Origin of the sequence: Kribbella antiqua (assembly GCF_004345665.1) — a bacterium.
In the GTDB taxonomy this organism is placed as follows: Bacteria; Actinomycetota; Actinomycetes; order Propionibacteriales; family Kribbellaceae; genus Kribbella; species Kribbella antiqua.
In genome coordinates, this window is the sequence record NZ_SLWR01000001.1 from 715,875 (window position 1) to 728,391 (window position 12,517).

Consider the following 12,517-nt stretch of genomic DNA (forward strand, 5'->3'; position numbering starts at 1 on the left):
CCGCCCCCTCAGTGGTGCTGGCCGTCGGCCGGAACCCCGAAGCCCAGCAGTTGCATCACCTTGCCGGTCAGCGCGCCGAGGGCGGCGATCGCGACCGAGATCCAGAACAGCAGCCAGTTCGGCCCCAGCACCATCGCGATGGCGCCGAGCGTGAACGCGACCAGCACGATGGCCACGGCGGTCCAGGCCGCCGGGCTGTTGCCATGCAGGTCGTGAGCCTCCTCGCTCACCTGCGTCACCGGTTGATCCGCCGTCGTATTGTCCATGGTTGGCGCCACTCCTCGTTGTCGTCCTGTCCTATTGTGGCGGTAGCCCGCCGCGATCAGAGAGTCGGGTCCTCTCCCGCGTCGATCGCCTTCCATTGATCGGCTGGTGTGGCGGCCGGATCACGCTCGTACCGAGCGGTCGGACGACGCCAGCGATGCGCTGTCAGCAAGGCGATCAGCCCCGCTCCGGCCAGTGCCACGCCCCCGGCCAGCGCGAGCCAGGGCGCCGGTCCGGTCCCCAGTACGACGCGATCCGTCACGGCCTGGCTCAACTCCGGCCGGATCCGGCTCAGCTCAGTCGCGTCAGGCCGGACCTGCAGTGCGACGCCGATCGCGGCGGCACCCATCAGGAGCACCAAGGCCCCCAGCACGCGACGAAGCGCCGTACCGGCGAGTTTGGTGACGACTACTGCGACCACTGAGGCCAGAGCGAGGGTCACCGGGGCTTTGGTGACTGTGTAGCCGCTGAAGTCGACGTGCGGCCGGCCGCTGCCCGGGTCGGCCGAGGACCACGTCAGATACCCGGACAGGGCGAGCAGGGCCAGCGCTACAACGGCGAGCAGGTCAACGAGTCGCTGCGGCCTCATCAGACCTCGCTGAACGTTCCAGCGACTGCGATCGCGTTCAGTACGGCGGCCGCCTTCGTCCGGCACTCGGCGTCCTCGGCCGCCGGATCCGAGTCGGCGACGATGCCCGCACCGGCTTGGACGTACGCCGTCGTACCGCGCAGGACGGCGGTCCGGATAGCGATCGCGGTGTCGGCGTCGCCGGCGAAGTCCAGGTAGCCGACGACTCCGCCGTACACGCCGCGACGGGTGACCTCGAGCTTGTCGATGATCTCCATCGCCCGCGGCTTCGGCGCACCGGACAGCGTGCCAGCCGGGAAGGCCGCGGTGAGCGCGTCGAAGGCCGTCTTGCCTGCCGCGAGCCGGCCGGTGACGGTCGACTCCAGGTGCATGACGTGGCTGTAGCGCCGTACGTCCATGAAGTCGACCACTTCGACCGTGCCGGGCGCGCAGACCCGGCCGACGTCGTTGCGACCGAGATCGACCAGCATCAGGTGCTCTGCGCGCTCCTTGGCGTCGGCGCGCAGCTCCTCCTCCAGCGCATGGTCCTCTTCCGGGGTGGCGCCGCGGCGGCGGGTGCCGGCGATCGGGTGCAGGATCACCTTGTTGTCGGTGACCTTGACCAGCGCCTCGGGGCTGGAGCCGACGATGTCGAATCCGTCCAGGCGGACCAGGTACATGTACGGGCTCGGGTTCGACCGGCGCAGCACACGGTAGATGTCGAGCGCGGTCGCCGTCGTCTGGAGCTCGAACCGCTGCGATACGACGATCTGGAACGCCTCGCCGGCGCGGATCTCCTCCTTGGCGTGCTCGACCGCCTCCCGGTACTCCGCGCTCGACCGCTGCCGGTGCGGCTCGGGCTCCGCCGTCCGGTTCGCCCGTACGACGTACGACGGGGTCGGCTGAGCCAGGTCCGCCTCCATTGCGTCGAGTCGCCGTACGGCGTCGGCGTACGCCTCGTCGACGCGCTCGTCGGAGTCGTCCCAGTTCACCGCGTTCGCGATCAGCCAGATCTCGCCGGTCTCGTGGTCGAGCGCGGCCAAGTCGGTGGCGAACAGGAACGTCAGCTCGGGCAGGCCGAGGTCGTCGGTCGTTGTGTCCGGCAAGCGTTCCAGCCGGCGCACGGCGTCGTACCCGAGGAAGCCGACCATCCCGCCGGTGAGCGGCGGCAGGTCCGGCAGGCGGGGCGTGTGCAGGATCTCGAGGGTCTCGCGCAGCGCCCGCAGCGGGTCGCCGTGATCCGGCAGGCCGACCGGCGGGTTACCGAGCCAGACAGCCTGGCCGTCGCGTTCGGTCAAGGTTGCGGCGGAGCGGACGCCGATGAAGGAGTAACGGGACCAGACGCCGCCGTTCTCGGCCGACTCGAGCAGGAAGGTGCCTTCGCGCTCGGCCGCGAGCTTGCCGTAGACACCGATCGGCGTCTCGGCATCCGCCAGCAGCCGCCGCGTCACCGGGATCACCCGACGGTCCTTCGCGTACTCGCGGAAGGTCTCCAGGCTGGGGCTGTTCAGGATGGTCTCCTGGGTCGTCTGGGTCACGGCTTGACCTCGATCTCGCCGTGCTCGAAGCAGCTGCGGGTGCCGGTGTGGCAGGCCGGGCCCTCCTGGTCGACCAGGACGAGCAGGGTGTCGGCGTCGCAGTCGACCAGGATCTGCTTGACGTGCTGACGATGGCCGCTGGTCTCGCCCTTGACCCAATAGGCCTGCCGGCTGCGGGACCAGAAGGTGCTCCGCTTGGTCTCCGCGGTACGGCGTACCGCCTCGGCGTTCATCCAGCCCACCATCAGGACCTCACGCGTGTCGTACTGCTGCACCACTGCTGGGATCAGCCCGGCCGCGTCGAAGGTCAGCTCGTCGATACTCACCGTCCCATTGTCGCCGATGCCCGGCCGCCTTCTGACCACGGTCCGGAACTGCGAGGATGGCCCGCATGACGCGGATCGAGGACCTGCTGCGCGAACATCCGGTGATCGACGGGCACAACGACCTGCCGATCGCTTTCTACGAGCTGTGCAATTACGACCTGGACGCACACGACCTGAGCGGACCGGTCCCACAGTTGCACACCGACCTGCCGAGGCTCCGCGCCGGTCACGTAGGCGCCCAGTTCTGGTCCCTGTGGGTGCCTCAGGACGATCAGGCCGTACGGCGTACGTTCGAGCAGCTCGACTTCGTCCACCGGCTGGTCTCGCGCTTTCCGTCCGACCTGCGGCTCGCGTCGTCGGCGGACGATCTAGAGGCGGCGATCAAGGCGGGCCGGATCGCGTCGCTGACGGGTATGGAGGGCGGCCACTCGATCGGTGAGTCGCTCGGCGTACTGCGGATGATGCGTTCGCTGGGTGTGCGCTACATGACGCTGACGCACAACCACAATGTGCCGTGGGCGGACTCGGCGACCGACGAGCCGGTGCTGGGTGGGCTGAACGACTTCGGCGAAGAGGTCGTCCGGGAGATGAACCGCATCGGCATGCTCGTCGACCTGTCGCACGTCTCGGCGGACACCATGCGGGACGCGCTGCGCGTGTCCAGCGCGCCGGTGATCTTCAGCCACTCGTCTGCCCGGGCGATCTGCGACGTACCGCGCAACGCCCCGGACGACGTCCTCGAGACCCTCGCCGCCAACGACGGCGTCTGCATGGTCACCTTCGTCCCGTACTTCACCTCCCAGGCGTACGTCGACTGGGCGGCCGGCGCTCGGGAGGCGGCGCCCGAGCTCAATCCGCTGGACCCGAAGGATCAGGTGAAGCTTGCCGAGACGTACGACGTACCGAAGCCAACTGTGACGCTGGAGGACGTGGTGGAGCACGTCGACCACGTCCGGGGCATCGCTGGAGTCGACCACATCGGGATCGGCGGCGACTACGACGGCTGCCCGGAGTTCCCGGTCGGGCTGGACGACGTGGCGTCGTACCCGGCCCTGTTCCAGGCACTGGCCGACCGCGGCTGGAACGACCAGGAGCTGGCGAAACTTGCCAGCGGCAACATCCTGCGCGTGCTCCGGGCCGCGGACGACGTGGCTGTCTAGGCGTCTCGGTACAGGTCGCGGGTCTCCGGGAGTGGCTCGAAACCGGCCGCCTTGTAGGTGGCGACGGCGCCGACGTTGAAGCTCGGGGTGCAGACGACCGCGCTCGACGACCCCAGCTGTTGTAGTTCGGCCGCGGCAGCGACCGTGATCGCCTGGCCGTAGCCGTTGCCTCGGTGTGCCCGGTGTACGCCCATCGGCTCCAGGAGTCCAGGCTTGCCCGGACCGGCCGACCACACCGTCACCGCCGCGACCGCGTTGCCCTCGGCGTCGTACCCGACCAGACACCGCGCGTCGGCGTACGGCACCCCCGCCGCCATGGCGTGCCACCGCTCGTCGGTGAACGTCGACCCGTCGAAGGACGCCCGCTGTACGGCGGTCCGCACGGGCGCCCGCTCCGGCCTGACCACCTCGATCCGCAGACCCGGGTCCTCCACCGGCTCCGCGAGGTCACGCCGCAGTGGCGTCCACGGATCGTCCGTGTGCCAGCCGTCCTTGGACAGCAGGTCCTTGATCAGCGCCCCGGCCGGCGCCTCGACGTACACCTTCCCTTCGATCAGTACGCCGCGTTCCGGCTCCGACACGTCCTCGACCAGCTGCCGCGCCAACTCCTCATCGCGTACGGCGCCCGGCGCGATCGCGAGCCGGAGCAGATCAGGCTCGTCCAGCAGCCCGGCGGCGAGAATCTGCACGTCCCGGCTCCACGTCCTGGTGGCCGCCGCCGTCTGCTCCACCCCAAACCGCCAGAACCACCCCAGATCCCCCGGATGCAGCTGAACGGGCGCCCCGTCGTACTGCCACTCCCGCAGCACCCCCACAACGTCGCCCAGCCCATCCACTCCCGGCTTCCCCAACTCAATCGCCATACCCCCGATCACACACCACCCCACCGACACTCCGCACCCGACTTTCCGATGCGCGACCTTGAGCACCCACCGACCATTTCGCGGCCCCGCGCATGGTTGCCCCGTGCTCAAGGTCGAGACGAACCCGCCGAGGCTCCGACCTTCGGCACCCACCGACCACTTCCGCGCCGGATTTGTGGTTGAGGGGTGCTCAAGGTCGAGGAGGCACGACAGAGGGTTGGGAGTTGTCCACAGGCGCGTGGTCGGGGGCAGGCGGGGACGGGGTCTGTCACGGCAAGCTAAGTGGATGGATCGACTCGCGTACGACGTTCGCGGACGGCTGCACTCAGCCGTCCAGACTCCGCAACGCCGGCAGGTCCTGCTCGCGCTGGGGCTGGATGACGCCGATCTCCGGCGGCTGTTGCGGAAGCGTCAGCTGCAGCACCACCACGGGCACTACCTCGACGGACACATTGCCGAGGAGTTGGCGCGGATCGCCTGTGCGCAGGCCGCATACCCCGGCTCCGTGGTAAGTCACTTCAGTGCCGCTCAGCTGACCGGGCTTCGCACCTGGTCCGACAGCAAGCGTCCGTCCACGCCGCCGGTCGATGCGGTATGGCTGACCCGACGTCCGGATGCCAAGCGGAATCAGCGTCGCCAGGACATCGTCGTACGCCGTGCAGGCCTGGCGGCAGCGGATCTCTCCCGGCACCAGTGGTTGCCGCTCACGAGCCCCGCGCGAACGGTGGTCGACCTCGCCCGGGCGCTGCCGCTTCGCGAGGCGATTGTGACGGTCGACCACGCCTTACGGACTGGCATGTCGCTCGCCGAACTTGAGGCCGTACTCTTACGGCAGCACCGTTGGACCGGGATCCGTCGGGCCCGAATCGCGATCGATTTCGGCGATCCGAGGTCAGAGTCAGCGCTGGAGTCGATCGCGCGCACGATCTTTGCCGACGCGGGACTGCCCGCGCCGGTCCTTCAGGCTCAGTTCTGGGACGGTGCCCGCTGGATGCTCGAGCGCGTCGACTTCTGGTGGCCACAGTTCCGAACCGTCGCCGAGGCCGACGGACTTGCGAAGTACGACGCCGATAGCCCTGAGGAGCGTCGGCTGCTGATCCGCCGCAGCCACCGCCGTGACCAGCGACTCAGCGATCGGGCCGTCGAGCTCGTTCACTTCGGCTGGGAAGACGCGCTCGATCCTCGCTCAGATCTACCCGCCCGCCTCCGCGAAGCCTTCCACCGAGGCACCTCCCGCCCCGGCGACGGACCGACCTGGCGGGCCCCTGACCCCCACGCCCCCGCTCTCTGGCTCCCCGCCGCCTGATCCGCGCGAGCCCGTGCCACCCACGTGGTCGGCGCCCCGCGGGGCTTCGCGTCGACCTTGAGCACCCACCAACCATTTCGCGGCCCTGCGAATGGTTGACCCGTGCTCAAGGTCGAGACGAACGCGCCGAGGCTCCGACCTTGGGCACCCACCGACCACCTCCGCGGCGGATCTGTGGTTGGTGGGTGCTCAAGGTCGCCCTGGTCGTCGGGTACGGCGGATGCCGCGGGGGCGGGTGGTGGAGGGGTGGGGGGTTTGGGGATTTTGCGAGCGGGCACGAGGCGGGCTCAGTGATGTCTAGTGCTTGGAGTAGTTGTGCTTACCCTGACTGAGAACGCGACTCTGGTGATCAAGAGCATTACGGGGGTTGAGGGCGCGCCGGAGGGGGCCGGGGTGCGGATCTCGCAGGAGGATCCGGCGAACCCGGCCCTGGCGGTGACGACGACCGAGGCGCCAGTGCCTGGTGATCAAGTGGTCGAGGAGGCCGGCGCGCGGGTGTTCCTCGAGCAGAATGCCGCGAACGCGCTGGACGACAAGATCCTGGACGCCGCAGTCGACGACAAGGGCGGCGTCGAGTTCCTGCTGGTGCCCCAGCCGGGCGCCGGGCGGGAGAACGGTGCCGCCCCGACCGCCTGAGTAAGTCGCGTAACGGCCGGGACCTGCCCCTTTCCGCGGTCCCGGCCGTTACGTATGCCCTAAAGCTCGCTGCGCTGCGCGATCCAGCTGTCGTGCAGCCGGGTGTAGACGCCGCCGGCGCCGACGAGCTCGTCGTGCGGACCGCGTTCGACGATTTCGCCGTTGTCGAAGACCAGCACCTCGTCGGCAGCCTCGGCGGTCGACAACCGGTGCGCGATGGTGACCGACGTACGCCCCGCCATCAGCCGCTCCAGGGCCGCGTTGACGCGGACCTCGGTGCCGGGGTCGACCGCGGACGTCGCCTCGTCCAGCACCAGCAGGTCGGGGTCGGCGATGTTCGCGCGTACGAGCGCCACCAGTTGCCGCTCACCGGCCGACAACGACTCACCGCGCTGACCGACCGGCGAGTCCAGCCCGTCCGGCAGCGACTCCAGCCAGTCCGTCAGCCCGAGCGACTCGAACGCCTCCAGGAGCTGGGCGTCCGTTACCTCGGGACGCCCGAAGCGCACGTTCTCCGCCAGCGACGCGTCAAAGAGATACCCGTCCTGCGGCACCATCACCACTCGCTCCCGCAGCGAAACGAACGAGATCTCCCGCGCGTCCACCCCATCCAGCAGCACGGCGCCGGACGTCGGATCCATCAGCCGGGTCAGCAGCTTCGCGAACGTAGTCTTCCCCGACCCGGTCTCCCCCACCACCGCGACGCGCCGATGCGGCTCCAGTCGTACGTCGACATCCCGCAGTACCAGATCCCCTTCGGGATAAGCGAAATCGACGTCGGAGAACTCGACCGAGATCGGCCCACGCGCCTGCACCACACCCGACTCCCCGGGGTCCACGACGTCGGCCGGCGTCGCGATCACGCCCAGCACCCGCCGCCAACCGGCGAAGGCGCTCTGCGCATCCGTCAGCACCTGCGTCGCGATCTGCACCGGATCGGAGAACAGCGCGACCAGGAACATGAACGCCAGGATCTCCCCCAGCGTCGCCTGCTTGTCCACTCCCAGCAGTACGCCGGCCGTCAGCACCCCGGCGTTGGCCAGACCGGCCGCCAGACCACCGATCGAGAAAGTGATTCCGGTGATCGCCTGCGCCCGGGTCGCCGTACGGCGGTAGTCCTCGATGGAGCCGTCGATGCGCTGCTGCGTCCGCTGCTCGATCGCGTACGCCCGCACCACCTGCGCGCCGACAACCGGCTCCGCGATCGCGGACAGCATCTCGCCGACCTTCGCGCGGACGACGCCGTACGCCGCGGACATCAACCGCTGCAGGTACTTGAGGCTGGCGAACAGCGGCACGAAGCAGATCAGCACGACCAGCGCGAGCTGCCAGGAGTAGAAGAACATCACCACGGTCGCGAGCAGCATCTGCCCGATGCTGACCAGGAAGATGAACCCGCCGAACTGCAGGAACTGCGACACCGTGTCCACGTCCGACGTCACCCGGCTGACCAGCGCACCACGCCGCTCGGTGCTCTGCGTCAGCACCGGCAGGTCGTGCACATGCCGGAACGCCTTGATCCGCATCGTCGCCAGCCCGCGCTCGGAGTTGATCGCGAGCCGCACGGTCGTCAGGTACGACGCCCCGGCGGTGACCAGCACGCCCGCCGCGCAGACCACACACATCCACGCGACGTACGACATGTCCGGGCCACCCGCGCCGGTCAGGCCCTTGTCGATGGTCTGCTGCACAGCGATCGGTACGACGATCCGCCCAGCCGTCATGGTCAGCGCGAGCAGCGCGGTGATCCACCAGCCCTGCGCCAGCTCCGGCGACACCCGCAGGCCCTGCCGCAGTGTCGCGAGACCACCCGCGTCATCGCCGTGATCAAGCCGGGTTGCTTCTGCCGCGCTCACGCGGAAGCTCCTTCCGCATCCAAGTCATCTATCTCGGCGGCCAACTCCGCCTCTTCCTGCCGCCGGGCCGCGTCCTTCTCGTAAGCGTCGACCAGATCCCGGTAGGCGGCCGACTTCTGCTGCAGCTCCAGATGCGTGCCCTGCGCCGTGATCCGGCCCTCGTCCAGGAACAGCACCTCGTCAGCGAGCGAGATCGTCGCCTTCCGGTAGGCGATGACCAGCACGGTCGTCGCGGCCTGAGAGTCCCGTACGGCGGAACGCAGCCCGGCCAGGATCCGCGCCTCGACCTGCGGGTCCACCGCGCTGGTCGCGTCGTCCAGGATCAACAGCCGTGGTCGCCGTACCAGGGCCCGCGCCAGCGCGATTCGTTGCCGCTGGCCACCGGACAGCGTCGTACCGCGCTCGCCCACCTTGGTGTCGAGACCGTCCGGCAGGGACTTCACGAAGCCGTCGCCCTGGGCGATCCGCAAGGCGTCCCAGACGTCCTCGTCGCCGTAGTCGCCGCCGAGCGTGATGTTGCCCCGGATCGTGTCGTCGAACAGGAACGCGGTCTGCGCCACCAGGGCGACCGATCCGGCCAGCTCGTCCCGGGCCAGGGACCGCAGGTCGACGCCGTCGACCTTGACCGCACCTTCCTCGGGATCGACCAGCCGGGTGAGCAGCGTCGTCATCGTCGACTTCCCGGCGCCGGTCGGACCGACCATCGCGACCGTCCGGCCCGGCTCGACGGTGAAGTCGACCCCGGTCAGCACGTCCCGATTGGGCAGGTACCCGAACCGCACGCCCGACACCTCGAGCCGGGCGGCCTCGGTCGACGTCAGCCGCTGGTCGCCGTACTCCATGCCACCCTCGGCGGTCAGGACCCGCTGCACGCGATCCCAGCCGACGACCGAGCGCGGCAACTCACCGAGCACCCACCCCAGCGCCCGGATCGGGAAGCCGATCAGCGTGAACAGGAACGCCACCTGTACGACGTCGCCCGCATCGGCAGCGCCCGACCGGACCCGGCCGACACCGACCAGCAGCACGGCGAGCACCCCGAGCCTGGGCAGACCGTCGATCACCGGGTCGAACATGCCGCGCGCCTTGTTGACCGCGATGTTCGCGTCCCGGAGCGCGTACGTCGGGGTCCGGAAGCGCTCGGTCTCGGCAGCCTCGCGGCCCAGCGTCTTCACCACGAGCGCGCCGTCGAAAGACTCGTGCGCGACCTCGGAGACATCCGCGCGCAACTGCTGCGCCCGGGTCGCGAGCGGCTGCAGGTAGCGCTGGAAGATCACGTTCGCCACGAACACCAGTGGGAACACCAGACAACCGACCACCGCGAGCCAGACATCGGCCGCGAACATCGCGGCGGTCGCGAACCCCAGCATCGCGATCACGCCGATGGCCATCGGCAGCGGAGCGATCACGAACCAGATCGACTCCACGTCCGCGTTGGCGTTCGACAACAACATGCCCGTCGGGTGCTGGTGGTGCCACTCGAGCGGAAGCTTCAGGTACTGCCGGGTGACGCGGCGCCGGTACGTCGCCTGCAGCCGGAACTGCATGATGCCGGCTCCGATGCGTCGCCCGACCACCCCGATCGCGCGCAGGACGGCGATGCCGAGGAAGAGCGAGATCAGCGAGGCGACCGCGCCGAAGGTGGTGTCACCCCGCTCCAGCGCCGGCCGGATGACGTGGTCGGTCGCCCAGCCCAGCGCCCACCCGTCGGCCACCGTCATCGCGCCGTACACCATGCTCGCCAGCACGGACAGGGCGAAGACCCACGGCTCCTCCCAGACCGCGACGCGCAGCACGGCGAACCCTCGCCGAGTGACGCTGCCCTTGTCTGGGACTTTCGGCATGGGCAAGACGCTCTCCAGGACAGTCAGGTGCATAAACCGGGCACAGGCATGACAACGATTGACATTCTGCCACTCACCACCGACAACCTACGATCGACTTATGACCGACTACAGCCGGGTGGAACGTCTTGCTCTGTGTGACCTCTTCGACCGGCTCGGGCCGGATCAGCCGACGCTCTGCGACGGGTGGTCGACGTACGACCTGGCCGTCCATCTGTATGTGCGGGAGGCCGATCCGATGGCCGGCCCGGGCATCATGATCCCGTCGCTGTCAGACACCACCGAGCGGCGGATGGCGAAGGCGAAGGCGCAGTACAGCTTCGCCGAGGTCGTCGACAGGGTGCGCAACGGTCCGCCGACGCTCTCGATCTACTCGTTCCCGAAGTTCGGTCACCAGCTCAACACGACCGAGTACTTCGTCCATCACGAGGACGTCCGGCGCGCTCAGCCGTCGTACGACGTCCGCGCGCTGCCGGCGGAGCAGCAGGCCGGGCTTTGGAAGGCGGTCCGGCTGGCTGCCAAGTCGATGACGCGGAAGGCGCCGAGCGGTCTGGTCCTGCGGTTGCCGGACGGCAGGACGTCGGTCGCGAAGAAGCCGACCGAGCTGGGTTCGGTGACGGTGACCGGTGAGCCGTCGGAGCTGGTGCTGTTCTGCTTCGGCCGGCAGCAGGTGGCCGACGTACAGCTGGATGGGGACGCGGAGACGGTCTCGCGGCTCCGCTCGGCATCATTTGGGGTCTGAACTCTTCTTCCGCGCTCGCCGGACCAGACTGCTGACCACAGTCGTGAGCATCACCAACACGATCGCTGCGACCACGCCCTGCCAGGGCTCGTCGAAGAGCACGTAGCCGAGCAGGCCGATCGCCATGTAGACCGCGGCCCAGAGCGACGACGCGGTGAGGTCCACGAGCGCGAACCGCTCCCAGCGGTAGCCGGCAAGCCCGGCCGCGAGCAGCACCGGCACCCGTCCACCCGGGATCAACCGGGACGTCAGCAACACGCCGATCTCGTGCTCGGCCAACCGGTCCCGCAGCGCGTCCAGCGACGCGTTGTCGCGCAGCCAGCCGACCCGTTTCGCCAGCCGCTCACCGCCGAACCGGCATCCGGCGTACACGATCAGGTCTCCGACATACGCACCGCCCGCCCCCGCGATCAGCACCCCGACGAGCCCGATCGGATTCCAGTGCGTTGCCAGTACGGCGCCCGCCGACACCGCAGCGCCGGTCGGCAGCACGGGAAGGACCGCGCCGAGCAAGACAGCCCCGGCCAGGGCGAAGAGGTACCAAACATCGAAGCGGGTGTCACCGCTCATCCGCGTCCTCGCTTCGCTCCGGGCGCGGATGAGGCACGAGCACGCTGTACTTGACTTGTGAACTCGCTTCGCTCGTTCACGCAGACACCACCTCGGTCGACTCGCCTGGCACCAGGATCTCCACCTTCACCCCGGGATCCACCTCGGTCATCGCGGTCTTGAACCTGTCCCCGGGTGGCAGGAACAGCTCCGGCTTGAGCCAGTCGCATCCGATCGGCCAGAACGTCCCGAAATGTATCGGTATCGCGACCCTGGCGCCGACCCGGTGAACAGCTTCGGCCGCGCTGACCGGATTCAGGTGCCCAGCGCCCAGCGTCGGGCCCCAACCGCCGACCGGCACCAACGCCAGGTCGACCGGGCCGGCTTCCGCGGCCAGTCCGTCGTACAGGTCGGTGTCGCCGGCGAACCACACGCTCGGCGCGCCCTCGACCCGGTAGCCGACGGCCGGTCCGGTGAACGACGACCACGGCAGCCGCCGGCCGTCGTGATGAGCCGTCACCGCCGTGATCTCGAGCGCGCCGATCCGAACCTGGTTGCCGGGAGCAACCTCGATACAGCGGTCCGACAGCGCGGCGCCGTACTCCTGATCGATCAGCCGTGCCGCACCTCGCGGCACGACCAGAGCGGCGCCGGGAGCGATCAGCCGCAGTGACGTGAGGTGCAGGTGGTCGGCATGCATGTGCGAGACGAGTACGGCGTCGCACTCGGCGGCTGCGGGTAGTGGAGCCGGTCCCCGGCGCCGGCGCAGGTGCGCGATCCGGGAGGTCAGGACGGGATCGGTGAGCAACCGCGTGCCGTTCTCCTCGATGGTGGTGGTGGCGTGCCCCCACCAGGTGATCCGCAC

13 protein-coding genes are annotated in these 12,517 nt (G+C 69.2%); 4 read left to right on the top strand and 9 right to left on the bottom strand.

The genetic code is table 11. The annotated features are described in order from the left end of the window. Positions 1-8: 8 nt before the first annotated feature. Genes EV646_RS03490 through hisI form a run of 4 tightly spaced genes read right to left on the bottom strand, consistent with a single transcriptional unit; the run spans position 9 to position 2,696 of the window. Positions 9-266, bottom strand: a complete 258-nt coding sequence (locus EV646_RS03490; protein ID WP_132143763.1) for an HGxxPAAW family protein — start codon at positions 264-266, stop codon at positions 9-11. Positions 267-322: 56 nt separating this feature from the next. Beyond that, the gene (locus EV646_RS03495; RefSeq protein ID WP_132143765.1) at positions 323-853 is read right to left on the bottom strand and encodes a Trp biosynthesis-associated membrane protein; all 531 of its coding nucleotides are present in this window, start codon (positions 851-853) and stop codon (positions 323-325) included. Continuing rightward, positions 853-2,370, bottom strand: a complete 1,518-nt coding sequence (locus tag EV646_RS03500) for an anthranilate synthase component I (RefSeq protein WP_241995230.1) — start codon at positions 2,368-2,370, stop codon at positions 853-855. The genes EV646_RS03495 and EV646_RS03500 overlap by 1 nt, the downstream gene beginning before the upstream one ends. Continuing rightward, a complete protein-coding gene (gene hisI / locus EV646_RS03505) occupies positions 2,367-2,696 on the bottom strand; it encodes a phosphoribosyl-AMP cyclohydrolase (protein WP_132143767.1) in 330 nt (109 codons plus the stop codon). Before hisI ends, EV646_RS03500 begins: the two co-directional genes overlap by 4 nt. 65 nt (positions 2,697-2,761) lie before the next feature. On the opposite strand from hisI, the gene EV646_RS03510 reads away from it, so the two are divergent. Further along, positions 2,762-3,856 carry a dipeptidase gene (locus tag EV646_RS03510; protein ID WP_241995231.1) on the top strand — a complete coding sequence of 365 codons (1,095 nt, stop codon included), beginning with the start codon at positions 2,762-2,764 and terminating at the stop codon, positions 3,854-3,856. On the opposite strand, the gene EV646_RS03515 is transcribed toward EV646_RS03510, so the two are convergent. After that, positions 3,853-4,719 carry a GNAT family N-acetyltransferase gene (locus EV646_RS03515; RefSeq protein WP_132143771.1) on the bottom strand — a complete coding sequence of 289 codons (867 nt, stop codon included), beginning with the start codon at positions 4,717-4,719 and terminating at the stop codon, positions 3,853-3,855. The two genes, EV646_RS03510 and EV646_RS03515, sit on opposite strands and share 4 nt — an antisense overlap. Before the next feature lie 286 nt (positions 4,720-5,005). On the opposite strand from EV646_RS03515, the gene EV646_RS03520 reads away from it, so the two are divergent. Next, positions 5,006-6,025: a hypothetical protein gene (locus EV646_RS03520; protein WP_132143773.1), complete on the top strand. Its 1,020-nt coding sequence runs from the start codon at positions 5,006-5,008 to the stop codon at positions 6,023-6,025. Between the two features lie 315 nt (positions 6,026-6,340). Beyond that, the gene (locus tag EV646_RS03525) at positions 6,341-6,661 is read left to right on the top strand and encodes a Fe-S cluster assembly protein HesB (protein ID WP_132143775.1); all 321 of its coding nucleotides are present in this window, start codon (positions 6,341-6,343) and stop codon (positions 6,659-6,661) included. A 59-nt stretch (positions 6,662-6,720) separates the two neighbouring features. On the opposite strand, the gene EV646_RS03530 is transcribed toward EV646_RS03525, so the two are convergent. Beyond that, the gene (locus EV646_RS03530) at positions 6,721-8,517 is read right to left on the bottom strand and encodes an ABC transporter ATP-binding protein (RefSeq protein ID WP_132143777.1); all 1,797 of its coding nucleotides are present in this window, start codon (positions 8,515-8,517) and stop codon (positions 6,721-6,723) included. Next, positions 8,514-10,361, bottom strand: a complete 1,848-nt coding sequence (locus EV646_RS03535; protein ID WP_241995233.1) for an ABC transporter ATP-binding protein — start codon at positions 10,359-10,361, stop codon at positions 8,514-8,516. Before EV646_RS03535 ends, EV646_RS03530 begins: the two co-directional genes overlap by 4 nt. 100 nt (positions 10,362-10,461) lie before the next feature. Here EV646_RS03535 and EV646_RS03540 point away from each other — a divergent pair, with 100 nt between their 5' ends. Next, positions 10,462-11,103, top strand: a complete 642-nt coding sequence (locus tag EV646_RS03540) for a TIGR03085 family metal-binding protein (protein ID WP_132143781.1) — start codon at positions 10,462-10,464, stop codon at positions 11,101-11,103. Here EV646_RS03540 and EV646_RS03545 read toward each other — a convergent pair. Continuing rightward, positions 11,089-11,673 (bottom strand): DedA family protein, encoded by a 585-nt coding sequence (locus tag EV646_RS03545; RefSeq protein ID WP_132143783.1) that lies wholly within the window; start codon positions 11,671-11,673, stop codon positions 11,089-11,091. The genes EV646_RS03540 and EV646_RS03545 overlap by 15 nt on opposite strands. A 76-nt stretch (positions 11,674-11,749) precedes the next feature. After that, positions 11,750-12,517 (bottom strand): MBL fold metallo-hydrolase, encoded by a 768-nt coding sequence (locus EV646_RS03550; RefSeq protein WP_132143785.1) that lies wholly within the window; start codon positions 12,515-12,517, stop codon positions 11,750-11,752.

Coding starts and splice junctions, on each gene's coding strand:
- EV646_RS03545 (WP_132143783.1), bottom strand. CDS start 11,673: ATGAGCGGTGACACCCGCTTCGATGTTTGGTACCTCTTCGCCCTGGCC.
- EV646_RS03535 (WP_241995233.1), bottom strand. CDS start 10,361: ATGCCGAAAGTCCCAGACAAGGGCAGCGTCACTCGGCGAGGGTTCGCC.
- EV646_RS03540 (WP_132143781.1), top strand. CDS start 10,462: ATGACCGACTACAGCCGGGTGGAACGTCTTGCTCTGTGTGACCTCTTC.
- EV646_RS03510 (WP_241995231.1), top strand. CDS start 2,762: ATGACGCGGATCGAGGACCTGCTGCGCGAACATCCGGTGATCGACGGG.
- EV646_RS03495 (WP_132143765.1), bottom strand. CDS start 853: ATGAGGCCGCAGCGACTCGTTGACCTGCTCGCCGTTGTAGCGCTGGCC.
- EV646_RS03515 (WP_132143771.1), bottom strand. CDS start 4,719: ATGGCGATTGAGTTGGGGAAGCCGGGAGTGGATGGGCTGGGCGACGTT.
- EV646_RS03490 (WP_132143763.1), bottom strand. CDS start 266: ATGGACAATACGACGGCGGATCAACCGGTGACGCAGGTGAGCGAGGAG.
- EV646_RS03520 (WP_132143773.1), top strand. CDS start 5,006: ATGGATCGACTCGCGTACGACGTTCGCGGACGGCTGCACTCAGCCGTC.